Origin of the sequence: Sphingomonas ginkgonis (assembly GCF_003970925.1) — a bacterium.
Taxonomy (GTDB): domain Bacteria; phylum Pseudomonadota; class Alphaproteobacteria; order Sphingomonadales; family Sphingomonadaceae; genus Sphingomicrobium; species Sphingomicrobium ginkgonis.
Window position 1 is genome coordinate 986,635 of record NZ_RWJF01000001.1, and the last position, 24,866, is coordinate 1,011,500.

Genomic DNA, 24,866 nt, shown 5'->3' on the forward strand with positions numbered 1-24,866 from the left:
ACTATTAAATCTTCGTAGTAAAATCCTCATTAACCGCGCGATTCGGGGGGCCGAGCGCGCGTTGCGAGGGGCATTGCAATGGGCGCGGCGAAGGGTCTTTCGAAGACGTTCACCGTGGCGACGGAATTCGTCGGCACCAACTACAATGATCTGCTGCTCGGCTCCGCCTACGTCGACAAGCTCGCGGGCGGCAACGGGGACGACCAGATCCGTGGCGGCGGTGGCGACGACATTATTTGGGGCGACAGCTTCTCCAACTCCGACGCCAACGACAATGGCTCCGACCTCCTCTACGGCGACGCCGGCAACGACCAGCTCCATGGCGGCAACGGCAAGGACTATCTCGACGGCGGGTCCGACAGCGACACGCTGTGGGGCGACAACGGTACCGACGTGCTGTTCGGGAACGCCGGCAACGACCTGCTGATCGGCGGGCAGGCCGGGGATTTCCTGCGCGGCGGGCTCGGCGCCGACACCTTCCGGATCACCACCAACACGCTCGGCTCGGTCGCCGATTCCACCTATGTCGCGGGGAGCGCCGGCGCCGTCAGCTGGACCGGTGAGACGACCGCCTGGAGCAAGAGCTGGGACGTCATCGCCGATTTCAGCGGGGCAGGCGGCGAGAGCGACAAGATCGACCTGTCGCAGCTCGGCAGCTTCGTCGGCCATGCGCTGGTCTATCGCTCGCCGATCGGCACCGACGCGACCGCCGGCACCGCGAACGCGGCGCTGGCGTGGGGCGTGTGGAGCGATGCGGCGGGGCAGTTCCTCTACGCCGACACCACCGGCGACGGCAAAGCCGACATGAAGATCCAGGTCAGCGGTGTGGGCAAGGACGACTTCATCGGAGTGACCCAGGACACCGCGCCGCCGAGCGTCGTCGTCAACATCGTCGACCCGACGCTCAGCGACCATGACAATTCGTCGATAGTCACCTTTACCTTCAGCGAATATGTGCTCGGCTTCAGCGAAGCCGACATCGTCGCCACCGGCGGCTCGATCGTCGCGGGCTCGCTCTCCACCAGCGACGGCGGCAAGACCTGGAGCGCGACCTTCGTCGCCGAGGACGGCTACGAAGGGACGGGGTCGGTCGCAGTCAGCGCGAACAGCTATACCGACTATTCGTCCAATCTCGGGCTGGGTGGCAGCGACAGCGTCACCATCGACACCAAGAACCCGACCGTCAGCAGCATTGTCTTTGCCGACCCGCTGCTGACCGACGCCACGCCGTCCACCACCGTCACCGTCACCTTCAGCGAGGCGGTGAGCGGGTTCAGCAACAGCGATGTGACGGCGACCGGCGGAGCGCTGTCGGCCTTCTCCAGCGCCGACGGCGGAAAGACCTGGACCGCCACCTTCACCGCGGCCGACGACTACGACAGCAACGACGGTCTCGGCGGCGACGGCGCCGGCATCAGCATCGGCAACGGCTTCACCGATCTGTTCGGCAACGACGGCGTGGGCGCCAGCCAGTCGGTCGAGATCGACCGCACCAACCCGACGGTGACGGTCGACATCGCCAACACGCTTCTCAACCTCGGCGACAACCAGTCGGCGGTCAGCTTCACCTTCTCCGAAGCGGTCAGCGGGTTCGACGAAAGCGATCTCACCGTTGCCGGCGGAACGCTGAGCGGCTTCGAGATGGTCGATGCGACCCACTACAAGGCCGTCTTCACCGCCGATCCCGGCTTCGAGGGCAGCGGCAGCGTCAGCGTCGGGGCGGGCTACACCGACCTGGTCGGCAACGCCGGCGCCGGCGGCAGCGACAGCGTCACCATCGACACGAAGCCGACCAGCGTCGCGGTCGAGCTGCTGGGCGATACGACCGGCGACGATGTGCTCAACATCGCCGAGGCGGGCAGCGCCGTCACGGTCAAGCTGACGTTCGACGGGGCCGTCGCCGCGTTCGGCGAGGATGATCTGGTGGTGACGGGCGGCACGCTCGTCGCCGGATCGCTGGTGCAGGATGCCGTCGACCCGTCCATCTGGACCGCACAGGTCGTCCCGGCCGGCCCGGGCACGACCAGCCTGACGGTGGCGGTCGCCGACGGCAACTTCAGCGACGATCATGGCAACGCCGGGGTTGGCGCAAGCGACTCGATCGGGCTGGACCTGGTCGCGCCGACGGTGGCCGTCGACATCATCGACGGCGCGCTCAATCTCGCCGACAACCAGTCGCTGGTGACCATCGCGTTCAGCGAGGGCGTGACCGGGTTCGATGTCGACGATCTTTCCGCGGATCACGGCACGCTGAGCGGCTTCACGATGATCGACGCGAGCCATTACAGCGCGGTCTTCACCGCCGATGCCGGATACGAGGGCAACGGCGGCGTGAGCGCCGGCAGCGGCTACAGCGATCTCGCCGGCAATGGCGGCAGCGGCGGCTCGGACGGGGTCACGATCGACACCAAGGCGCCGGTCGTCAGCAGCATCGTCTTCGCCAACGGCTTGCTGACGGACGCCACGTCGTCGACGCTCGTCACCATCACCTTCAGCGAGGCGGTGAGCGGGTTCGGCAACGGCGATGTCACGCCGACGGGCGGGTCACTGTCCGCCTTCTCCAGCGCGGACGGCGGGACGACCTGGACCGCGACCTTCACCGCGACCGACGGCTACGACAGCAACGACGGCGTTGCGCCGGACGGGGCGGGGATCAGCGTCGCCGGCACCTATGTCGATGCGGCCGGCAACAGCGGGAGCGGCGGCAGCCAGGGCGTCGAGGTCGACCGGCTCAACCCGACCGTCCTGTCGATCGTCGCCTCGCCTACCACGCTGACCGACGGCGTCCCCACCGCGACGGTGACCGTCACCTTCTCGGAAGCGATCGACACGGCAACCCTCTCGATGCTCGATTTCAGCTCCCTTCACGGGACGTTCGGCGGCACGATCACCCATGTGTCGGGCAACAGCTATTCGATCCAGTACACGGCGGCCGACGGCTACGACGGCCCGGACACGCTCACGCTCGGCAATCTGTGGACCGACGCGAACGGCAATGCGGGCACCGGCAGCAGCACCTCGGTGACGATCGACCGGTTCGAGCCGCCGGTCGCGCCGACCGTCGCGCGGGTCGAATTCGTGCCGAGCGCAAGCGACTTCGCCTCGGATCCGGTGAACGGGGCCGTCGGCAGCTTCGTCGCCTACGACGCGGCCAACAACATCGTCAGCAATGCCTTCACCGACGGCAATTACGGCCTGAACGGTGCGCTGCACATCACGGCGGCGGGCGTGCTGTCGTTCAACGCCAACACCAACAACTACGACACGACCTTCAGCCTGTTCGGCCAGTCGATCCACCTGCTGGTCGGTCAGGCCAACGCGGACAGCTACAGCGCGGGGGCGACCAGCACGATCCAGATCCTGATCGGGGTCAACGGCGGCGACACGCTAGGCGGCGGCCTCAACGAGGACACGATCTGGGGCGGCAACAACACCGCCAACGGCAGCTTCGACGTGCTGAACGGCGGCTCGGGCAACGACTATCTGTTCGGCGGCAACGGCAACGACAAGCTGACTGGCGGCGCCGGCGCCGACACGCTGAGCGGGGGTGCCGGGAACGACACGTTCATCTTCGGCGCGAACGACAGCCTGCCATCGCTGCGCGATCTCATTACCGACTTCACCGACGCGAGCGACAAGCTCGACCTCAGCGCGCTGAACCTCAGCGGCGGGCTGAGCAGCATCGCGCTCTTGTCGCACGGTGCCTGGGTCCACAACGACGGGGCCAACACCTACCTCGACGCGGGCGTGTCGGGGGACGGCGTGGCCGACTTCTCGATCATGCTGCAGGGCGTCCACACGCTGACCACGACCAACACGGTCCTGTAGGCGACGCCCGCTGCCCGGCGGCTTCCCCACGGGGAGGCCGCCGCCGCGCTCGGCCACCAAGCGGCTGGACCGCGGGCGGCGGTCCGCTACTCTCGCCGGATGCGCCCGTTCCTTGCTATCGCCGTCTCGCTGATCGCCGTGGCTTGCCCGGCCTCGGCTCCCGCCCTGCAACGGTCCGCGGCGGCGCGGCTCGATCCCGCCGCCCGGCCCGTCACCATTACGCGAGACGACTGGGGCATCGCGCACATCCACGGCCGAACGGATGCCGATGCCGTGTTCGGGATGATCTACGCGGAAGCGGAGGACGATTATCAGCGGATCGAGGCCAATTACCTGACCGCGCTCGGCCGCACCGCCGAGGCGGAGGGCGAGCAGGCGATCTGGAAGGACCTGCGCGCCCGCCTCTACGTCTCCGAGCCCGAGCTCAGGGCCGACTATGCGCGCAGCCCGGCCTGGCTGCAGCGGCTGATGGACGGCTGGGCCGCGACGGGCTGAACGTCTATCTCGCCAAGCACCCGCTGCAGCGGCGGACGATCCAGCGCTGGGATCCCTGGATGGCGCTGAGCTTTACGGAAGGGAGCATCGGCGGCGACATCGAGCGAATCGACCTCAAGCAGCTCGCGGCCTTCTATTCCGGGGGCCAAGCCGAACTGGCTTCAGGACCCGCGAGCCAGCCTCGCCGGCGCGCTGCCGAATGGGTGCTGAACAAGGCTCAGCGGGACGCGGAGGGAGCTTGGCTCCGCCGCGAACCCACGGGCTCGAACGGCATCGCCATCGCGCCCGCGCTGACGGCCGGCGGCCGTGCGCTGCTGCTGATCAACCCGCACACCAGCCTGTTCTTTCGCTCCGAGCAGCAGGTGTCGAGCGACGAGGGGCTCAACGCCTATGGCGCGGCGACCTGGGGGCAGTTCTTCATCTACCAGGGCTTCAACCCGCACGCGGGCTGGATGCACACGTCGAGCGGAGTCGACAGCGTCGACGAGTTCGCCGAGACGGTCGCGCGGCGCCAGGGTCGGCTCGAATATCGCTACGCCGGCCGCTGGTTCCCCGTCACGCGGCGGGAGATCAGCCTGCGCTTCCGCCTGCCGGGTGGCGGCATGAGCGAGCGCCGCTTCGTCACGCTCGCCACGCGTCACGGGCCGCTGGTCCGGATGGACGGTGGCCGGCCGATCGCCTTCGCGATGATGAACCGGCCGGTCGAGGCGCTCCAGCAGAGCTTCCTGCGCACCAAGGCGACCGACCTCGCCTCCTTCCTGAAGGTCGCCGAGCTGCGCGCCAACAGCAGCAACAACACCATCTTCGCCGACGACCGCGGCGAGATCGCCTATCTCCACCCGCAGTTCGTGCCGCGTCGCGACAACCGGTTCGATTACACCCGGCCGGTCGACGGCAGCCGGGTCGAGACCGACTGGCACGGGCTCCACCCGCTCGCCGAACTGCCCAGCGCAATCACGCCGCCCAACGGCTGGGTGGTCAACACCAACACCGCGCCGTGGCGCACGGCCGGGCCGTTCAGCCCGCAGGCGGCGCGCTTCCCGCGCTACATGGACCAGGTCGGGACCAATTACCGCGAGGCGCACGCCATCGGACTGCTGCAGGGCAGCCGCGGGTGGACCCTCGACACGCTTCAGCGCGCGGCGTTCGATCCCTTCCAGCCGGGCTTCGCGGCGATCCTTCCCTCGCTGCTCCAGGCTTGGGACGCCCTCCCGGCGGGGGATCCGCGGCGCTCCGCACTCGCCGGGCCGGTGCGGCTCCTGCGCGGCTGGGACTATCGCTGGAGCGCGAAGAGCGAAGCGGAGAGCCTGGCCAACTTCTGGGCGGCGGCGATGCTCGGGGCGATGCCGAAGACCAACGAGCCGCGGGCGCGGACGATCGAGCGGATCCCCGCGGGAACCAGTGCCGACGCCAAGCTCGCCGCCCTGCAGGCCGCGGTGACGAAGCTGATCGCGGACTTCGGCGGCTGGCGCGTGCCGTGGGGTGAGATCAACCGCTACCAGCGCCCGCCGGCCCTCGGCCGTCCCTTCGACGACAGGCTGCCGAGCCTGCCGCTGCCGTTCGCGAGCGGCAATTTTGGTTCGCTCGCCAGCATCGGCGCGTCCGGCCCACAGGGGACGAAGCGCTGGTACGGCGAGGCGGGCAACAGCTTCGTCGCGGTGGTCGAGTTCGGTCCGCGGGTGCGGGCGCGCGCGGCCAAGGCCGGCGGCGAGAGCGGCGATTTCACCTCGCCGCACTTCGACGACCAGGCGCAACGCTATGCGGACGGCAATCTCAGACCCGTCTATTACTGGCCGGACGAGCTTCGCGGCCATGTCGAGCGAATGTACCGGCCGGGAGAGTAGCTTTCCACCATCACGCTGAACTCGGTTCAGCCCCCGGTCGCCCGGGGGAAGAAGGTCGCGGGATGCGTCCTGAAACAAGTTCAGGATGACGGTCGACAGGGGACGACGCCCGCTGAGCTCAGCCCGCGAACCTGTCCGTCGCGCGGATGAGGCCGTCCAGCACGCCCGGCTCGCTGTAGAGGTGCCCGCCGTCGGGGATGATGTTGAGCTCGACCTCCGGCCACGCCTTTTTGAGCGCCCAGGCCGCGGCCGGCGGAGTGCAGCAGTCGTGCCGTCCCTGCACGATCACCCCGGGGATGCCGCGCAGCTTCGACGCGCCCCATAGCAGCTGGCCTTCCTTGAGCCAGCCGCCGTTCGCCATGTAGTGGTTCTCGATCCGGGCGACCGCCACCGCGACATCGTCGCCGGTGAAATGATCCTCGGTGTCCGGGCTGGGAAGGAGGGTGACCGTCACCGCCTCCCACTTGCTCCACGCCTTGGCCGCCTCGAGCTGGACCGCGCGGTCGTCGCCGGTCAGGCGGCGCCGGTAGGCGGTGACCAGATCGCCATGCTCCTCGTCCGGGATGGGGGCGACGAACTCGTCCCAGCCGTCCGGATATTGCTGCGACGCGCCGCCGCGGCGGTACAGCCAGTCGACCTCAGATTCGTCAAACAGGAAGATGCCGCGGAGCACCAACTCGGTGACCCGCTCGGGATATTTCTGCGCATAGGCGAGGCTCAGCGTCGAGCCCCAGCTGCCGCCGAACACCATCCACCTGTCGACCTCGGCGACCTTCTCGCGCAAGGTCTCGATGTCGTCGACCAGGTGCCAGGTGGTGTTCGCCTCGAGGCTGGCGTGCGGAGTCGAGCGGCCGCAGCCGCGCTGGTCGAAGACCAGGATCTTGTACTTGTCGGGGTTGAACTGCCGGCGGTGCGAGGGACTCGACCCGCCGCCGGGGCCGCCGTGAAGGAAGACCACCGGCTTGCCCTCGGGGTTGCCGCTCAGCTCCCAGTAGAGCGAGTGGCCGTCGCCGACCTCGAGCATGCCGGTGCGATAGGGCTCGAACTCGGGGTAGAGGGTGCGGCGCTCGTCCATCAGAAACTCAGCTCCTCGTAGACGTGGGACACGTCCCCGTTCCACTCGCCCTTGAACCAGTTCAACAAGCGATCGGCCGGGGTGATGCCGGTCGCGACGACATCGCGCAAGGGATCGAGGAAGCCGCCCTCATTGTCGCCGGCGCCGTTGAGCGCGGCGCGCGCCGTCAGCCCGGACGCGGCGATGTCGACGACCTTGGCCGCCAGGTCGCGGACCGTTCCGCCGCCCGGCACCGGCGCGTCCAGCGCCATCCGCGGCACGTCATGGCGAAGCTGCTCGCGTTCCTCGATCGACCAGTGCCGGCACAGGTCCCAAGCGGCGTCGAGCGCGCCATGGTCGTACAGCAGCCCGACCCACAGCGCCGGAAGCGCGCAGATTCGTCCCCACCGGCCGCCGTCGGCTCCGCGCATCTCGAGGAAGCTCTTCAGGCGAACCTCGGGAAAGGCGGTCGAGAGATGGTCGGTGAAGTCGCTGACGGTCGGGCGCTCGCCGGGCAGCTGCGGAAGCTTGCCGTCGAGGAAGGCCCGAAAGCTCTCGCCCGCGCAGTCGATATACTTGCCGTCGCGGAACACGAAGTACATCGGCACGTCAAGCGCATAGTCGCAGTAGCGCTCGTAACCGAAGCCCTCGTCGAACACGAAGGGGAGCATGCCGGTCCGGTGCGGGTCGGTATCCTCCCAGATGTGGCTGCGGAAGCTCTTGTAGCCGTTGGGCCGGCCTTCCGTCAGCGGGGAGTTGGCGAACAGCGCGGTGGCGACCGGCTGCAGGGCGAGGCCGACGCGGAACTTCTTCACCATGTCGGCTTCCGACGCATAGTCGAGGTTGACCTGGATGGTGCAGGTGCGAAGCATCATGTCGAGCCCGAGCGAGCCGACCCGCGGCATGTGGTTCAGCATGATCGCGTAGCGGCCCTTGGGCATGATCGGCAGCTCGGCGCGGGTCTTGTCGGGCCACATGCCGAGTCCGAGGAAGCCGAGCCCGAGCCGGTCGCCGACCGCCTTGACCTGCTCAAGATGCCGCCCGGCCTCGGCGCAGGTCTCGTGCAGCGTGGCCAGCGGCGCGCCGCTGAGCTCGAGCTGTCCGGCGGGCTCGAGGCTGATCGTCCCGTCCTTGCCCGACAGGGCGATGATCTTGCCCTGCTCCTCGACCGGTTGCCAGCCATATTCGGTGAGACCGGTCAGCAGGTCGCGGATGCCGCCGGGCTCGTCCCACGACGGCGCGCGGTGATCGGCCGTGCGGTAGACGAACTTTTCGTGCTCGGTGCCGATGCGCCAGCTTTCCCGCGGCTTCTCGCCGCCCGAAAAGACGGCCAGCAGGTCCTCGCGGCTGTCGATGGGCGGGCTGGCGGAAAGGTCGGTGCGCGTCGTCATGCCGCGCGCGTTAGCGCCAGTCCCCGGCCAGCGCCATATAGGCCGTCAGCGCGGCGAGCGCCGCCGTCTCCGCCCGCAGGATCCGCGGTCCCAGGCTGATCGGCACGGCCCCGGCGCTGGCCCGGACCATCGTCCGCTCGTCGTCGGTGAAGCCGCCCTCGGGCCCGACCAGGATCGTCGCCGGACCCTCCTTCATCGCGATGGCCGCCGGCTCACCGCCGTTTTCGTCCGCGAAATAGAGCGGGCGCTCGTTCGCCTGCAGGAAGGCCTTGAGGCCGACCGGTTCGGCCAGCGACGGAAGCAGGGTCCGGCCGCACTGTTCCGCCGCCTCGACGGCGATGCTCTCGAGCCGCTCGCGCTTGATCCGCTCGGCGACCGTCCGCTGCGTCATGACCGGCTGGAGGTGGCGGACGCCGAGCTCGGTGGCCTTCTCGACCAGCCAGTCGGTCTGCGCCCGCTTGACGGGTGCGAAGGCGAGCGTGACGTCGGGCACGCTCTCCTGCTCGCGGGTCTGCTGCTCGACGCGGAGGGTCATCCGCTTGCGTCCCACGTCCGCGATCCGCGCCAGCCATTCGCCCGTGGCACCGTCGAAGACCAGCAACTCGGCTCCCGGGCCAAGACGCATGACATTGCCGAGGTAATTGGCCGGCCCGGCGTCGAGTTCCACCGCCGAGCCGCCGGCAAGCGGCGTCCGCACAAACAGGCGGGGCAGGCTCCGCGGCGGCCAGGCGGGGGTCGCCGGCATGGTCAGCAGCGCTTCCTGACGACCATGTCCTCCGCGACCTTCTGCAGCGCGGCGGCGAGCGGGGGAGCGAGGCCGTGGTCCCGCGCGGCACGCTCCTGCGGGCCGAGCGTCGTCGGCCTTGCCCCGGTGACGCCGGCAAACACCACCAGCGCCTCGAGGTAATAGCCGGCGGTGGAGGCGTGGTAATGGTCGCTCGCCCACAGGTCGACCTGCCCGGGCGTGATCCCATCGTAGGGGTTCGGGTCTGCGATCCCGCGCGCGATGGCGCAATTGAACGCCTCCCCGGCCGGGTTCACCCGCTCGACCGCCCGATTGGCCGCGCGGGCACGATCATAGGCGGCGCGAAGGTCGAGCGCCATGCGCTGGATTGGCTGGCCCGCCCAGTGGCCGGCGGCGACATAGGTCTGGTCGGGGCGGCTCCAGGTCGCGGTGAGGCTGAGGCGCACGGCAGGCGAATGGGCGCGGAACAGCCGGGCGAAGCGGCCGGCGTAATCGCTGAGCTCGCTGCCGTCGCCCGGGTGATCGGCGCTGAGCGTCGAATAGTCCTGCATCACCACGGCGCTCCAGCGGCGGTCGAGCAGGGCCCGGCGATTCTCCCAGTGCCAGCGGAGGTCCTTGCCCGGCGAGGTCTCGAGCGAGACCCGCCACGGCTGGCCGCTTTCCTCGGCAAAGGTCGCGAACAGCGCCGGCACGCCGCCGATCCCTTCGCCGTTGAGGTCGGTCACCGCGTCCGCGCGATAATGCTCGACCGGGCTCAGCGCGCCGAAGGTGAAGCTGTTGCCGACGAACAGGATGGACGGGATCGTCGCGGCGGCGGCGAACAGGGGCGCAAGGGGCATGGCGGCTGTCTGGCCGCTGCGCCGCGTCCCGGCAAGGGCGAGACAGGGGCGAGCGGATCGGCTAGTCGCCGCGGCGATGATCAGCGGCATCGACCTTGTCCCCGACAGCGAGCGGCACGGCCTGATCGGCGCGCTGCCCGAGCCCGCCCGGCCGTTCGCCAGCCTAATGCGGCTCGACCGGCCGATCGGCAGCTGGCTGCTCTACTGGCCGTGCGCCTGGAGCGTCGCGCTGGCCGGGGTCGGGGGGCGCTGGGACTTGTTCCTGTGGCTCGGACTCGGCGCGTTCGCGATGCGCTCGGCGGGCTGCGTCTACAACGACATCGTCGACCGCGACCTCGACAGGGCGGTCGAGCGGACCCGCCTCCGCCCGCTCGCCAGCGGCCGGGTGAGGACCCGCGCTGCCTGGGCCCTCCTGGTCGCGCTCAGCCTCGTCGGGCTTATCGTCCTGCTCCAGCTCGGACGGACGGCGCAGGGGATCGCGCTCGGCAGCCTCGCCCCGGTCGCCGCCTACCCGTTCATGAAGCGGATCACCTGGTGGCCGCAGGCGTGGCTCGGGCTGGTGTTCAGCTGGGGTGCGCTGGTCGGCTGGCCGGCGGTGACCGGCCGCTTCGACCTTGCTCCGCTGCTGCTCTGGCTGGGCAGCATCTTCTGGGTGATCGGCTACGACACCCTCTATGCCATCCAGGACATCGAGGACGATGCGCTGGTCGGGGTGAAGAGCTCGGCCCGCCGCCTCGGCGCCCATGCCGCGCTGGGCGTCGGCATCTGCTACGCGGCGGCACTGGCGCTGTGGGCCGCGACGCTCTGGCGCGTTCGTCCCGAGTGGCTGTCGATCGTTGCCCTGCTGCCTGCCGCGCTCCACCTGCTGAGCCAGGTCGCCCGCGCCGACCCCGGTGACGGCGCCGGGGCGCTCCGCCTGTTCCGTTCGAACCGCTTCACCGGCCTCCTCGTCTTCCTCGCCATGCTGGTGGTCGGCTTGTCCTCGCCCGCCTAGCCGCCTAGGCGCGGGCGCATGCTCAGCCCCGCCGATGCCCGCACCATTGTCGAACGCCTCGTCGAGCAGGCGAGAAGCGCCGGGGCCACCGCCGCCGACGCGCTGCTGATCGGCGGTCGGTCGAGCAGCGTCTCGGTGCGGATGGGTGAACTCGAGGACGTGCACCGGTCCGAAGCGGACGACATCGCGCTGCGGGTGTTCGTCGGCCAGCGGAGCGCGAGCGTCTCCTCGTCGGATCGCGGCGACGACGCGCTGGCGGAGCTGGTCGGACGGGCGATCGCCATGGCGCGGGAAGCGCCCGAGGATCCCTTTGCCGGGCTGGCGCCCCCCGAACTGCTGCTCCGGGGCGAGCCGCCCGCCATGGACGGGTTCGACCCGGTCGAGCCCGACCCCGCCGCGCTCCGTGCCCGAGCGCTGGCCGCGGAAGGGTCCGCGCTAGGGCAGGCGCGGGTGACCAATTCGAGCGGCGCGTCCGCCAGCGCGTCCGCCAACACGGTGGCGCTGGCGACGTCGGGCGGTTTCTCGGGCGCCTATCGCTCCACCGGCCACAGCTGCTCGGTCACCGTCATCGCCGGCGAGGGCGGAGCGATGCAGCGCGACTACGGCTGGCACAGCGCGCGCTTCCTCGACGACCTCGAGGATCCCGAGGCGATCGGCGCCCGCGCCGGCCAGCGCGCCGCCGCCCGGCTCGATCCGGTGAAGCTCAAGCCGGGCCGCATGCCGGTCTTCTTCGAGCCCCGCGTCGCCGGGTCGCTGCTCGGCCATTTTGCCGCGGCGATCACCGGCAGCGCGATCGCCCGCCAGTCGAGCTTCCTCATCGGCAAGCTTGGGCAGCGGATCTTCGCGCCGGGCGTCCGGATCCACGACGACCCGCTCCGCCCGCGCGGGCTGCGCAGCCGCAGCTTCGACGGGGAAGGACTTCCGGTCCACGCGATGGACCTCGTTGCCGACGGGGTGCTGACGACCTGGCTCGCCGACAGTGCCGCCGCGCGCCAACTCGGGATCGCGCCGACCGGCCATGCCGTCCGCTCCGGCGGCGGTTCGCCGGGCGCGGGGCCGTCCAACCTGTGGCTGGCGGCCGGCGCGAAGAGCCGTGAGGAGCTGCTCGCGAGCGTTCCCCGCGCGATCCTCGTCACCGAGCTGATCGGGCAGGGGGTGAACGGCGTCACCGGCGACTATTCGCGCGGTGCCTCGGGCTTCCTGGTCGAGGGCGGCGAGATCGGGGCGGCGGTGAGCGAGATCACCATTGCCTCCAACCTGCTCGACATGTTCGCCTCGCTCGAGCCCGCGAGCGACCTCCAGCACCGCCGAGGCATCGACTCCCCGACGCTGCTGGTGCCCGACATGACCGTCGCCAGCGCCTGACCTACTGCGCCTCGGTGCCCTTGGCGTCCGGGGCCCAGAAGACGTGGGTGATCACCTGCCGCCCATCGGCGAGCACCTTCACGAAGAGGTCGGGCCTTCCCTTGCCGTCCTCGTGGATTCCGCGGCCCCACTCGGCCATCGTGTCGCCGACGCCCGGGTCCTCCGGCCGCCCGGCCGCTGCCGGCTTGCCGACCTCGCGCAGCCCGAAGTTGGTCGCCGCCGGCGCGCTGCTTGCCGTGTTCACGCTGTCGAGATGGGCGTAGATCGTCGCCAGCTGGTCATAGTCGTGCTGGTTGGGCGCGACGTTGGCCTTCGTCCCGTTGGTGCCCTTCGTCCCCGTGGGGTCGTTGGTATAGTCCATGCACGAGCCGGTATTCGGGTCGGTGAAGGTCTCGTTGACATGGCCGAGCCCGAAGTCGTGGCCGATCTCCTGGCACGCGACCATCGCCCGCCACGCCGGCGTGTTGTAGGTGCTGCCAGACCCGTAATAGCTGTCGTTGAGCTTCGTCGTGGCCTGGGTGATATGGTCGCCGTTGGCCCATACCGAGGCGATCCCGAGCCAGCCGCGCTGCCCGTAGGCGGCGTTGCAGACGAGGAGCTGCCCGGCGACCGGGTCGCAGCGCTTGGCGCTGAACCCGCTGCCCGCGCCGCTGCTCAGCGCCAGGACGTTGGACTGGTCCCATTGCCCCTGCGCGGCGGAGACATAGCTACTCCAGGCGCTGGTGACCGCCGCGTTGATCCGGAGCTGGACCGGGTTGGCGGTACGCGCCCAGTGGTAGTTGCCCCAGCTGTGGTTGGCCGAGGCCGGCGTCACGGCGAGCGCGGCCGCAACGGTGCCCAGTCCCGCGATGCGGGTCCAGTTCTTCATGCCGATGTTCCTTCGTGCGTGTTCCCCATCACGCAACAGACGCGGCCGCGTCGGGCCGGCGGCGGAAGGCTGCGGCGCGCCGCGGGCCGAGTCAAGCGGGGCCGGCGATCCCCAGTCGGGCGACTTCGATCTTCGGACAATGGTCCATCACGACCTTGAGCCCCGCCGCCTCGGCGCGGGCGGCGGCCGCGTCGTTCACGACGCCGAGCTGCATCCAGATCGCCCCGGCTCCGGCGGCGATCGCCTCGTCGACCACCGGGCCGACCTCTTCCGAGCGCCGGAACACATCGACGAGGTCGATTGGCTCGCCAACGTCCGCCAGGCGCGCCACGACCGTCTCGCCGAGCAGCTCCTGCCCGGCGAGCCGCGGATTGACCGGGATCACCCGCCAGCCGCGCTGCTGGAGGAAGCGCATCACGCCATAGGAGGCGCGGCCCGGATTGTCGGACGCGCCGACCATCGCGATGGTGCGGCTGCTCTCGAGCAGGCTGGCGATCTCGTCGGGGCTGGTCAGCGGCATGTCAGGGCTCCAGGGCGGCGAGCAGTTTCTCGGCGAGATCCCGGAACGCGCGGCCGGCCGGTCCGTCTCCAGCAGCCGGCGGGCGGCCCGCGTCCGACGCCTCGCGCAGGCTCGCCGACAGGGGCAGGCGGCCGAGGAACGGGATGCCGAGCTCGTGCGCCGCAGCTTCCGCCCCTCCGCTGCCGAACGGGTCTGACGGCTGTCCGCAATGGGGGCAGTCGTAACCCGCCATGTTCTCGATGATGCCGAGCACCGGAACACTGGTCTTCCTGAACAGGTCGATCGCCCGGGTGGCGTCGATCAGCGCGAGGTCCTGCGGCGTCGACACGACGACCGCGCCGGCCGGCCGGGCCTTCTGGATCAGCGACAGCTGGACGTCCCCCGTGCCGGGCGGCAGGTCGACGATGATCAGCTCGGTGTCGCCCCATTGGCCCTCGACCAGCTGGTTGAGCGCGCCCGCCGCCATCGGGCCGCGCCATGCGAGCGCCTGGCCCTCGGGTACCAGCTGGCCGACCGAGAGCAGCCTGACGCCCTGCGCCGCGACCGGGATGAGGGTCTTGTCCTCGGCCTCCGGCCGCTCGCTTGTTCCGAGCAGCCGCGGTTGGGAAGGCCCGTAGATGTCGGCATCGATGATCCCGACCTTGCGGCCGAGCCGGGCGAGCGCGACCGCGAGGTTGGCGGCGAGCGTCGACTTGCCGACCCCGCCCTTGCCGCTGCCGACCGCGATCAGCTTGCGTCCGCTGCGGGCGGCGGTGAGGGCGACGCGCACCTCGCCGGCGCCGTGGCGCTCGGCGACGGTCCGCAGCCTCGCCTCGAGCTGCGGGCGTTCCGCATCGGCCAGCCCGGACGCGTCGGCGACGATGCTCGCGACCGTGCCGGTCAGGCGAAAGGAGCGGACCCGGGAAGCGTCGGGGCCGAAGTCGGGTGTGTCGGTCATGAGCGGGCACCTAGGCGCGGCGCGAAGTCCGAACAACCGCCCCTGTTCATCGCACACTTCGTCTCTATATCTGCACCCATGAACTTAATGCCGGGGTGGGCCGCGCTCGGCCGCGCGCTTTTCAACGACAACAAGGGCCCCTGGGGTTCGCGCCCGCCGGGCGGCGACAAGGGTGCCGGAGGGAGCGGCGGCGAGGAGCCGCCTTCCGTCCCGCCGAGCGGCGGCCATGGCTCCGGGCCGTGGGGCGGTTCGCCGCAGCGTCGCTCGACCGGGCCCGGGCTCGGCGGGGTCCCGCTCGAGGAACTGCTGCGCCGCCGCCTCGGCCGCCTCGGCGGTGGTGGCGGAGGCGGCCCGTTCCCGACGACCGATCGCTCGATCTTCGCCTGGGCGGCACTGGCGGTCGTCCTGCTCTGGCTGCTGGTCACCTCGGTCCACTCGATCGATCCGCAGGAGCGCGGCGTCGTAACCCGCTTCGGGCGCTACGATCATACGCTCGGGCCGGGCATTGGGCTGACCCTGCCGTTCCCGATCGACCGCGTCCGCAAGGTCGACGTCGGGCAGATCCGCAACGTCGACCTGGGCTCGGCCAACAGCGACAATCTGATGCTGACCGGCGACCAGAACATCCTCGACATCGCCTACACGGTCCGCTGGACGGTGCGCGATCCCGAGCTGTTCCTGTTCGAGATGAAGAGCCCGGAGGAGACCGTCCGCGAGGTCGCCGAGAGCGCGATGCGCGCGGTCATCTCCAACGTCAGTCTCAACGACGCGATGGGCGAGCGCCGCGGGCAGATCGAGGGCTCGGTCGTCGAGGAGATGCAGCACATCCTCGACCGCTATCATTCGGGCGTGCTGATCCAGGGCGTGGCGATCAAGCAGGCCGACCCGCCCGGGCAGGTGATCGACGCCTTCAAGCAGGTCACCGCCGCGCAGCAGGACGCCCAGTCCTACGTCAACCAGGCGACCGGTTACGCGCAGCAGCTGACCGCCAAGGCGCAGGGCGAGGCGACCGCCTTCGACAAGGTGTACGAGCAGTATCGCCTGTCGCCCGACGTGACCCGCCGTCGCATGTACTACGAGACGATGGAGCAGGTGCTGGCCAATACCGATAAGACGATCGTGGAGGCGCCGGGGATCACCCCCTACCTCCCGCTGCCGGAGGTCCGGAAATCGTCGCCCGCCGCGCAGGAGCCGCAGCAGTGAACGCCGTCCGCCGCCACCCCTTCGCCGCGCTCGCCGGAGCGCTGTTGCTCCTGTTCCTCGTCCTCAACGCAATCGTCATCGTGCCCGAGACGAGCCAGGCGATCGTCGTCCGCTTCGGCAAGCCCGAGCGCATCCTCAACCGCTTCAACGCCAACTGGCGGGTCGGCTCGCCCGGCGCGGGGCTCGCCTACCGGCTGCCGTTCGCCGACAGCGTGGTGTGGATCGACAAGCGGGTGCAGAGCGTCGAGATGGAGCGCCAGCAGGTGCTCTCGACCGACCAGCGCCGACTCGAGGTGAGCGCCTTCGCGCGCTACCGGATCGTCGATCCGCTCCGCATGTATGTCGGCGCGCGCTCGCCCGACCGGGTCAGCCAGGCGCTCCAGCCGATCCTCGTTTCCGAGGTACGCAACGAACTCGGCAAGCGCAGCTTCGCCTCGCTGCTCAGCCCGGAGCGCGAGGGCGTGATGGAGAATGTCCGGGCCGGGCTCGACCGGGTCGCGCGGCAGTATGGCGCCCAGGTGGTCGACGTCCGGATCAAGAAGACCGACCTGCCCGACGGCACGCCGCTCGACAGCGCGTTCGAGCGGATGCGGACCGCTCGCCTGCAGGAAGCCCGCTCGATCCGGGCGCAGGGCAGCAAGCAGGCGCAGATCATCCAGGCCGAGGCGGAGGCCGAAGCCGCGCGGATCTACGCGGGCAGCTTCGGCAAGGACCCGGGCTTCTACGACTTCTACCGGGCGATGCAGAGCTATCGCTCGACCTTCATCGGCGATGCCGGGGGCAAGAAGAGCGCGCCGACCACGATTATCCTTTCGCCGCAGAACGAATATCTGCGGCAATTCGAAGGCAGGGGCGGCGGAAAATGACTGACGCCGGTCGGACACAGTCATGTTCAATGAGCGTTCAGCCGCTTGACCTAGCGTCCTGCCCGAACGACCAATCCAAGAAGGATCACTATGACGTCGCCTAAGGAGCTTCCGATCGTGCGCTATGCCTACGGTGTCGCGGCCGCCGTCCTGCTGGGTGGAACGGCCTTCTCGATCGCCGCCGGCCCGGTCGGGGCGCAGGTTGCCCAGAACTCTCCGTCCACCATGGCCCCGCGGCCCGGCGCGCCCATGTCCTTCGCCGACTTGGCCGCCCGGCTCCAGCCCGCGGTGGTCAACATCTCGACCAAGCAGCGGGTGGCGGTCCAGAACCAGGCGGATCCGCTGCAGGAATTCTTCCGCCGCTTCGGCGTCCAGCCGGACGACCAGGGCGGAAGCTCCGGCGGTTCGGGCGGCGGCAGCGGCTCCCGGACCCGCGAGACCGGCTCGCTTGGCTCGGGCTTCATCATCTCGCCCGACGGCTATGTCGTCACCAACAACCACCTGATCCAGGGGGCGAACGGCACCGGGACGGTGGACACGGTCACGGTCATCACCACCGACCGCCGCGAGTTCCCGGCACGGATCGTCGGTCGCGACCAGGCCTCGGACCTCGCGCTGCTCAAGATTCAGGGCACCTTCCCGTTCGTGAACTGGGGCGACTCGACCCGCTCCCGGGTTGGCGACTGGGTGGTCGCGATCGGCAATCCCTATGGGCTCGGGGGCACCGTCACCGCGGGGATCATCTCCGCGCTGCACCGCGGGATCACCGGCTCGGGCGCCTACGATCGCTACATCCAGACGGACGCCGCGATCAACATGGGCAACTCGGGCGGCCCGATGTTCGACTTGAACGGCAACGTCATCGGGATCAACTCGGCGCTGATCTCGCCCAACGGGGCCAGCGTCGGGATCGGCCTCGCCATTCCGGCCGAACTCGCCAAGCCGGTCATCGACAGCCTCCGTCGCGGCCAGGCGCCGCAGCGCGGCTATCTCGGGATCGGCCTCCAGCCGCTCGACGAGAACATCGCCTCCAGCCTCGGCGTCGCCAAGGACCGGGGCGAGATCGTCCGCTCGCTCGTGCCGAACGGCGCGGCGTCGCGCGCCGGGCTGCAGCAGGGCGACGTGATCGTCGGGGTCGGCGGTCGGTCGGTGACCCCGGACGAGACCGTCTCCTACCTGATCGCCAACAGCCAGGTCGGGTCGCGCGTGCCGATCGACATCGTTCGCGGCGGTCGCCGCCAGACCGTCACCGCGGTCGTGGCGCAGCGTCCGAGCGAGGACGAGGTGACCAAGCAGGCGGGCGGCCCGGGCAACGACAGCGGCACGGACGACAGCACGACCACCCCGCCGGCAACCACGCCGCGGACGCTCGGGCTCTCGCTCCAGCCGGTCACCCCGGTCATCGCCCGCACGCTTAACCTCCCGGCGGGCGCCCGCGGGGTGGTGATCGTGGCGGTGGATCCGAACAGCGATGCGTCCGACAAGGGCATCCAGCGCGGCGACGTCATCCTCTCGGTCCAGCAGCAGCCGGTAACCACGCCGGCGCAGGTCGCCGCGGCGGTCGATGCGGCGCGGCGGGCGGGGCGCACCAGCGTCCTGATGCTGATCAAGCGCGGCTCGTCGCCCGAGGCGTTCGTCGGCATCGACATCCGTCCGCGCTAAGGTCTAGGCTCGCTTCGCATCTCACCGCGGAGCGAGCCTTGGCCACCCAGCAGAACAGCATTTTCATCGGCGCCGAGTCGGGCGGCGGCAACCCGCAGGGGCTCGAGCTTCGGCGCGCCAATCGCCACGGGCTGATCGCCGGCGCGACCGGCACCGGCAAGACCGTCACCCTGCAGGGCATCGTCGAGGGTTTCTCCGGGGTCGGCGTCCCCTGCTTCGTCGCCGACGTGAAGGGCGATCTCTCCGGGCTGGCGATGGCCGGCTCCGCCCAGTCCAAGACCCACGAGATCTTCGCCCAGCGCGCGCAGGACCTCGGGATCACCGACTGGCAGTACCACGATGTCCCGGTGCAGTTCTGGGACCTGTTCGGCGAACAGGGCCATCCCATCCGCACCACCGTCAGCGAGATGGGGCCGCTGCTGCTCGCCCGGCTGATGAACCTCAACGACGTCCAGGAGGGCGTGCTCAACATCGCCTTCAACGTCGCCGACAAGGAGGGGCTGCTGCTCCTCGATCTCGACGACCTCCAGTCGATGCTGGTCCACTGCGGTGAAGAAGCGGACCAGCTGACGATCCAGTACGGCAATGTCACCAAGCAGTCGGTCGGCTCGATCCAGCGCTCCCTCCTCCAGCTGAGGAGCCAGGGCGGCGACCATTTCTTCGGCGAGCCGGCGCTCGAGCTGTCCGACTTCATCGCGCTCGACGACCAAGGCCGCGGGATCGTCAACGTCCTCGCCGCCGACAAGCTGATGGCCAGCCCGCGGCTCTACGCGACCTTCCTCCTCTGGCTCCTGTCCGAGCTGTTCGAGCAGCTTCCCGAGGTCGGCGACCCGGACAAGCCCAAGCTCTGCTTCTTCTTCGACGAGGCGCACCTCCTGTTCGACAACGCCCCGCCGGCGCTGCTCGAGAAGGTCGAGCAGGTTGTCCGCCTGATCCGCTCCAAGGGCGTCGGCGTCTACTTCATCACGCAGAACCCGATCGATATCCCCGACAAGGTGGCGGCGCAGCTCAACAACCGGGTGCAGCACAAGCTCAACGCCTTCACGCCCCGCGACCAGCAGGCGGTGCAGGCGGCCGCGAACACCTTCCGCACCAATCCCGCGATCGACGTCGCCTCGGCCATCACCGAGCTCAAGATCGGCGAGGCGCTGGTTTCGCTGCTCCAGCCCGATGGCTCGCCGGAGCCGGTCCAGCGCGTCCTGATCAGGCCGCCCTCGACCCGGGTCGGCCCGCTCACCCCGCAGGAGCGGCAGGTGATCGTCACCACCGACGCCGTCGGCGCCAAGTACGACACGCTAATCGATCGCGAGAGCGCGGAGGAGCTGCTCAAGGCCAAGTCGGACGAGGCGGTCGCCGCGGCCCAGGCGGCGCAGGCGCAGGACGCGGCGGAGAAGACCGCGGCCGAACAGGCCAAGCGTGACGCGCAGGCCGCCAAGGAGCAGGCGCGCGCCCAGATCCAGCAGCAGAAGCTCGACCTCCAGCGCCAGAAGATGGAGCAGCAGGAGGCGGTCCGCCAGGCGCGCGAGGCGGCCAAGCCCAGCATGGCCGACAAGGTGATCCAGTCGGCCGTCCGGGCCGCCTCGAGCTCGGTCGGCCGCCAGCTCGGCAACCAGCTGCTGCGCGGTCTTCTCGGCGGGCTGATGCGCGGGCGGTGATCCGCGCACTCGCCGCGCTGGCGCTCATGGCCGCGGTGCCGGGCGACCGGTCCGGTCTCGTCGGTCGCTACCGGCTTTCGCAGATGGAGATGGGCGGCGCGCTCGAGCTGCGCGGCGACGGCGAGTTCCGCTACGAGCTGGATTATGGCGCGGTGTCGGAGGCGGCGACGGGCCGCTGGCGCCCCGCGCCCGGCGGCGTCTTCCTGTTCAGCCGACCGATGCCGCGAGCATTGCTCGAGCAGATCGAGCGCAGCGACGCGGGCTTTCACGACCAGTGGCTGGCGCGCGACGGCCGTGACCTGCTGCTCGATCGCTGGGACGCGCGCATGCGGTTCCGCCCGTCCGACGATTGAGCGCGCTTGTTTCGCTTCAGAACGGTCGCTTCACGGGGCTTTCACTTTGCCAAGTGGGGCGTAAGGGGCCAATGAAGGCTCCGCGTTGAGGCTCGTTCCGGGTTGAAGACACTCCTTTCCAGCCAGTCGGTCCTGTTCCGCACCGCCGCGGACAGCTCGCCCGCGATGATGTGGGTGTCGGACGCCAGCGGCGAGATCCTGTTCGTCAACGAGCGGTTCGCCGGCTTCTACGGAGTCGAGCTCGCGGACCTGCTCGGCGACGGCTGGCGACCCTTCCTGCACGAGGCCGACCGCGAGCTGTTCGTTGGCCTGTTCCGCGACGCGCTCGAGCGGCGGGTCGGGCTTCACCAGCTCGTCCGGGTGGTGGCTCGCGGCGAGCCGCGCTGGCTCAGGGTCGATGCCAATCCGGTGTTCGCTGAGGACGGCGAGTTCAAGGGACTGGTCGGCGTCAACATCGACGTGACGGCGCAGGTCCTCGCCGAGCAGCAGCTGGAGGAGCGGGTGGCCGAGCGCACCCGCGAGCTGGAGCAGGCCAATGCAGCCCTCCGCCAGGCGCAGAAGATGGAAGCCATCGGCCAGCTCACCGGCGGCATCGCGCACGACTTCAACAATCTGCTGACTGTGATCCGCGGCTCAACCGACCTGCTGCGGCGGCCCGACCTCCCCGACGCCAAGCGGCAGCGCTATGTCGAGGCGATCGCCGAGACCGCCGACCGCGCTGCCAAGCTCACCGGCCAGCTGCTGGCCTTCGCCCGTCGGCAGACGCTCAAACCCGAGGTGTTCGATGCCGCCGAGCGGATTCACGGGGTGGCCGACATGCTCCGCTCGGTGCTCGGCTCGCGTATCCGGCTCGAGCTGGAGCTCGACTGCGGAACCTGCTTCGTCGAGGCGGACGTGGCCCAGTTCGAGGCCGCGCTGGTCAACCTCGCGGTCAACGCGCGCGACGCCATGGATGGGGAGGGCCGCATCGCCATCCGCCTCAGCGGCGGCGATGCCGGCGAGGAGCCGTCGCTCGTCGCGGTGAGCGTCGCGGACAGCGGTTGCGGAATCCCGAGCGACGATCTCGAGCGGATCTTCGAACCCTTCTTCACCACCAAGGAAGTCGGCCGCGGAACCGGCCTCGGGCTGAGCCAGGTCTACGGCTTCGCCAAGCAGTCGGACGGCGAGATCAGCGTCACCTCGGCGGCGGGGGAGGGCGCCACCTTCACCCTCTCGCTGCCACGCGCGAGCAGCGACCGGATCGACGAGGAGCAGGGGGACGCGGAGCCGGCGCCCCGGGCGCACGGCTGCGTGCTGATTGTCGAGGACAATGACGATGTCCGCAGCTTCGCCACCCAGCTGCTCCAGGACGTCGGCTACGAGACCTGCGTCGCCAGCAACGCCGACGAGGCGCTCGGCATTCTCGAGGATGCCTCGACCCCGGTGCAGCTGGTCTTCAGCGACGTCGTGATGCCGGGCATGAACGGAGTCGAGCTGGGCCGCGAGGTGCGGCGCCGCTGGCCGGAACTCCGGGTCGTGCTCACCAGCGGCTATTCGAACACGCTGGTGGAGGAGGGGCGGGTCGATTTCCCGCTCGTCCTCAAGCCTTATTCGGCCGACCAGCTGCTGCAGTCGCTGGAGCAGGCGAGCGGGCGCTGACCCCTGTCGCGGCGTCCGCTTTGCTGTAAGGACGAGGTTCATGCCGGCTGCGCAACAGCGGCCGCGACTGCACCGCTACGGCGACGAACGATGACCGGGAAGGACCGACCTCATGGCTACCGCAACCGCTGACCGGGCCACGGACGCGTCGCCCATCAAGGAGCTGACGCTCCGCGGAATCCTGCTCGGCGCCGTCCTCACCCTCTTGTTCACCGCCGCCAACGTCTATCTCGGCCTCAAGCTCGGGATCACCTTCGCCACCTCGATCCCGGCCGCGGTCATCTCGATGGCGGTGCTCAAGATCTTCGCGGATTCGACGATCCAGGAGAACAACATCGTCCAGACGATCGCCTCGGCGGCGGGCACGCTGTCGGCGATCATCTTCGTCCTGCCCGGCCTCATCATGATCGGCTGGTGGACCCACTTCCCTTACTTTCTCAGCGTCGCGGTGATCGGGCTCGGCGGCGTTCTCGGGGTCATGTATTCGGTGCCGCTCCGCCGGGCGCTGGTGACCGGCAGCGACCTGCCCTACCCGGAAGGGGTCGCCGCGGCCGAGGTGCTCAAGGTCGGCGCGGGCGTCGGCGGGGCGGAGGAGAACCGGCGCGGCCTGCTCGCCATCATCTGGGCGTCGCTGGTCTCGGCGGGCTTCTTCATTCTCGCCAAGACCAAGCTCCTGACCGACACGGCTGCCAGGACGTTCCGCGTCGGCGCCGGCGCCAGCGGCGTAGCCACCAGCCTGTCGATGGCGCTGATCGGCGTCGGCCACCTCGTCGGGATGGCGGTCGGCATCGCGATGCTCGTCGGCATCCTGATCAGCTGGGTCGGGCTGATCCCCTGGCTGACCGCCCAGGCGGGCGTTCCCGCGGGCACCGATGTCGAGGCGCTGGTCGGCACCGTCTTCCGCACCAAGGTCCGCTACATCGGCGCGGGCACCATGCTGGTCGCCGCGCTCTGGACCCTGCTCAAGGTGATCGGCCCGGTGATCGGCGGCATCCGCCAGGCGCTTGCCGCCAACCGCGCGCGCAGCGAGGGCGAGCAGCTCGAGCTCACCGAGCGCGATCTGCCGATCACGATCGTCGGCGGCGCGATCCTCCTCTCGATGGTGCCGATCGGGCTGCTGCTGGCCAATTTCGCGGCCGCTGGCCCGCTCGCCGCGCATGCGACGACGCTGGTGCTGGTGTCGATTGCCTATGTGCTGATCGCCGGCCTGATCATCGCTTCCATCACCGGCTACATGGCCGGACTGATCGGCGCCTCGAACAGCCCGGTCAGCGGGGTCGGGATCCTGACCGCGCTGGGCATTTCGCTGATCCTCCTCGCGCTGTTCCGCGGCGCGCCGCCCGAGGCCACCAACAGCCTCGTCGCGTTCGGCCTGCTGGTCACCGGCGTGATCTTCGGCGTCGCGACGATCGCCAACGACAATCTCCAGGACCTGAAGACCGGGCAGCTGGTCGGCGCCACCCCGTGGCGGCAGCAGGTCGCGCTGGTGATCGGGGTGGTGTTCGGCGCGCTCGTCATCCCGCCGATTCTGGACCTCCTCAACAGCGCCTTCGGCTTCCAGGGCGCGCCCGGCGCCGGGCCCAACGCGCTCGCCGCTCCGCAGGCCTTGCTGATCAGCGGAATCACCAAGGGCGTGCTCGGCGGTACGCTGGACTGGAAGATGATCGAGATCGGGCTCGGCATCGGGGTCGTGGTGGTGATCGCCGACGAACTGCTGAAGCGCGGCTCGGCCGGCCGCTTCGCGCTCCCGCCGCTCGCGGTCGGCATGGGCATGTACCTGCCGATGGAGGTCGACCTCCTGATCCCGGTCGGCGCGTTCCTCGGCTGGTCCTACGACCGCTGGGCGCGGACCACCGCCAACCCCGCCTTCGCCGAGCGGCTGGGGACGCTGATGGCGACCGGCCTGATCGTCGGCGAGAGCCTGATGGGGGTCGTCTATGCCGGGCTGGTCGCGGCGGCCGAGAAGGCGGGCTCGAAGAACAGCGCCGACGTGCTCGCGCTGATCGATTCGAACCCCTTCGCCATGCCGATCGCGATCGTCGTCTTCGCGGCCGCCATCGCCGCGCTCTATGGGCTGACCCGCCGCTCGGCCGCGTCGGCGCCGGCGATCGATCCATCCTCCGCCGCGCCGCCGCTCGAGTCCTACCGGTGAGCGAGCCGCAGTTCCTCGGCAAGGCGACGCCGCTGCCCTCCTCGCCGGAGGAGGCCCGGCTCGACTATGTGCCTAACCCGCGTGCCGGGAGCCTCTACCTCGTCCGCTTTGCCGCGCCCGAGTTCACCTCGCTCTGCCCGGTGACCGGCCAGCCCGACTTCGCGCACCTCGTCATCGACTATGCGCCGGGCGAGACGATCGTTGAATCCAAGAGCCTCAAGCTGTTCCTCGGCTCGTTCCGCAACCATTGCGGCTTCCACGAGGACGTGACGGTCGGCATCGGCCAACGCCTGTTTGACGAGATGCGGCCGCGCTGGCTTCGAATCGGCGGATACTGGTATCCTCGCGGCGGCATCCCGATCGACGTCTTCTGGCAATCGGACGCGCCGCCTCAGGGCCTGTGGGTTCCCGACCAGGGCGTCGCCTCCTATCGCGGAAGGGGTTGATTCGACGAGGA

20 protein-coding genes are annotated in these 24,866 nt (G+C 69.9%); 13 read left to right on the forward strand and 7 right to left on the reverse strand.

The genetic code is table 11. The features are described 5' to 3' along the window. Positions 1-114 precede the first annotated feature (114 nt). The 3 genes from HMF7854_RS04805 (at position 115) to HMF7854_RS04810 (ending at position 6,167) form a co-directional block, all read left to right on the forward strand. Entirely contained in the window at positions 115-3,828 is a 3,714-nt protein-coding gene (locus tag HMF7854_RS04805) for an Ig-like domain-containing protein (protein WP_185829157.1), read from the forward strand. Positions 3,829-3,927: 99 nt separating this feature from the next. Then, on the forward strand, positions 3,928-4,323 hold the full coding sequence (locus HMF7854_RS16215) for a penicillin acylase family protein (protein WP_338056328.1): 396 nt from the start codon (positions 3,928-3,930) through the stop codon (positions 4,321-4,323). Positions 4,324-4,361: 38 nt separating this feature from the next. Further along, positions 4,362-6,167: a penicillin acylase family protein gene (locus tag HMF7854_RS04810; RefSeq protein WP_338056346.1), complete on the forward strand. Its 1,806-nt coding sequence runs from the start codon at positions 4,362-4,364 to the stop codon at positions 6,165-6,167. Between the two features lie 118 nt (positions 6,168-6,285). On the opposite strand, the gene pip is transcribed toward HMF7854_RS04810, so the two are convergent. The 4 genes from pip to HMF7854_RS04830 are packed head-to-tail and all read right to left on the reverse strand — an operon-like array spanning position 6,286 to position 10,196. Continuing rightward, positions 6,286-7,242: a prolyl aminopeptidase gene (pip, locus tag HMF7854_RS04815; protein WP_126718057.1), complete on the reverse strand. Its 957-nt coding sequence runs from the start codon at positions 7,240-7,242 to the stop codon at positions 6,286-6,288. Next, positions 7,242-8,612, reverse strand: coding sequence for a glutamate--cysteine ligase (locus HMF7854_RS04820; protein ID WP_126718058.1), 1,371 nt, complete (start codon positions 8,610-8,612; stop codon positions 7,242-7,244). Before HMF7854_RS04820 ends, pip begins: the two co-directional genes overlap by 1 nt. Positions 8,613-8,622: 10 nt before the next feature. Continuing rightward, the gene (locus HMF7854_RS04825) at positions 8,623-9,357 is read right to left on the reverse strand and encodes a 16S rRNA (uracil(1498)-N(3))-methyltransferase (protein WP_126718059.1); all 735 of its coding nucleotides are present in this window, start codon (positions 9,355-9,357) and stop codon (positions 8,623-8,625) included. Positions 9,358-9,359: 2 nt separating this feature from the next. Beyond that, positions 9,360-10,196: a PEP-CTERM sorting domain-containing protein gene (locus tag HMF7854_RS04830; protein WP_126718060.1), complete on the reverse strand. Its 837-nt coding sequence runs from the start codon at positions 10,194-10,196 to the stop codon at positions 9,360-9,362. Between the two features lie 76 nt (positions 10,197-10,272). Between HMF7854_RS04830 and ubiA the strand changes: the two genes are divergently transcribed. Both ubiA and HMF7854_RS04840 read left to right on the forward strand, forming a co-directional pair. Further along, the gene (ubiA, locus tag HMF7854_RS04835) at positions 10,273-11,190 is read left to right on the forward strand and encodes a 4-hydroxybenzoate octaprenyltransferase (RefSeq protein ID WP_126720070.1); all 918 of its coding nucleotides are present in this window, start codon (positions 10,273-10,275) and stop codon (positions 11,188-11,190) included. A gap of 18 nt (positions 11,191-11,208) precedes the next feature. Further along, positions 11,209-12,555 (forward strand): TldD/PmbA family protein, encoded by a 1,347-nt coding sequence (locus tag HMF7854_RS04840; protein ID WP_126718061.1) that lies wholly within the window; start codon positions 11,209-11,211, stop codon positions 12,553-12,555. A 1-nt stretch (position 12,556) separates the two neighbouring features. On the opposite strand, the gene HMF7854_RS04845 is transcribed toward HMF7854_RS04840, so the two are convergent. The 3 genes from HMF7854_RS04845 to HMF7854_RS04855 all read right to left on the reverse strand — a co-directional run bounded on the left by HMF7854_RS04845 (position 12,557) and on the right by HMF7854_RS04855 (position 14,880). Beyond that, positions 12,557-13,423: a hypothetical protein gene (locus HMF7854_RS04845; RefSeq protein WP_126718062.1), complete on the reverse strand. Its 867-nt coding sequence runs from the start codon at positions 13,421-13,423 to the stop codon at positions 12,557-12,559. A 91-nt stretch (positions 13,424-13,514) separates the two neighbouring features. Then, complete coding sequence (locus tag HMF7854_RS04850) at positions 13,515-13,943, reverse strand: CoA-binding protein (protein WP_126718063.1); 429 nt, start codon at positions 13,941-13,943, stop codon at positions 13,515-13,517. A 1-nt stretch (position 13,944) separates the two neighbouring features. Next, positions 13,945-14,880, reverse strand: coding sequence for an Mrp/NBP35 family ATP-binding protein (locus tag HMF7854_RS04855; protein WP_126718064.1), 936 nt, complete (start codon positions 14,878-14,880; stop codon positions 13,945-13,947). Between the two features lie 78 nt (positions 14,881-14,958). Here HMF7854_RS04855 and hflK point away from each other — a divergent pair, with 78 nt between their 5' ends. The 8 genes from hflK to queF all read left to right on the forward strand — a co-directional run bounded on the left by hflK (position 14,959) and on the right by queF (position 24,855). Further along, positions 14,959-16,083 carry an FtsH protease activity modulator HflK gene (hflK, locus tag HMF7854_RS04860; RefSeq protein WP_239016844.1) on the forward strand — a complete coding sequence of 375 codons (1,125 nt, stop codon included), beginning with the start codon at positions 14,959-14,961 and terminating at the stop codon, positions 16,081-16,083. Next, positions 16,080-16,949 (forward strand): protease modulator HflC, encoded by an 870-nt coding sequence (gene hflC / locus HMF7854_RS04865; RefSeq protein ID WP_126718065.1) that lies wholly within the window; start codon positions 16,080-16,082, stop codon positions 16,947-16,949. Before hflK ends, hflC begins: the two co-directional genes overlap by 4 nt. Before the next feature lie 90 nt (positions 16,950-17,039). After that, positions 17,040-18,611: a Do family serine endopeptidase gene (locus HMF7854_RS04870; protein ID WP_239016845.1), complete on the forward strand. Its 1,572-nt coding sequence runs from the start codon at positions 17,040-17,042 to the stop codon at positions 18,609-18,611. A gap of 38 nt (positions 18,612-18,649) precedes the next feature. Continuing rightward, entirely contained in the window at positions 18,650-20,266 is a 1,617-nt protein-coding gene (locus HMF7854_RS04875) for a helicase HerA-like domain-containing protein (protein WP_126718066.1), read from the forward strand. Continuing rightward, a complete protein-coding gene (locus HMF7854_RS04880) occupies positions 20,263-20,619 on the forward strand; it encodes a hypothetical protein (RefSeq protein WP_126718067.1) in 357 nt (118 codons plus the stop codon). The genes HMF7854_RS04875 and HMF7854_RS04880 overlap by 4 nt, the downstream gene beginning before the upstream one ends. Positions 20,620-20,721: 102 nt before the next feature. Further along, a complete protein-coding gene (locus tag HMF7854_RS04885; RefSeq protein WP_126718068.1) occupies positions 20,722-22,257 on the forward strand; it encodes an ATP-binding protein in 1,536 nt (511 codons plus the stop codon). Positions 22,258-22,369: 112 nt separating this feature from the next. Continuing rightward, a complete protein-coding gene (locus HMF7854_RS04890) occupies positions 22,370-24,409 on the forward strand; it encodes an OPT family oligopeptide transporter (RefSeq protein WP_126718069.1) in 2,040 nt (679 codons plus the stop codon). After that, positions 24,406-24,855, forward strand: a complete 450-nt coding sequence (gene queF / locus HMF7854_RS04895) for a preQ(1) synthase (protein ID WP_126718070.1) — start codon at positions 24,406-24,408, stop codon at positions 24,853-24,855. The genes HMF7854_RS04890 and queF overlap by 4 nt, the downstream gene beginning before the upstream one ends. The last annotated feature ends 11 nt before the right edge of the window (positions 24,856-24,866 follow it).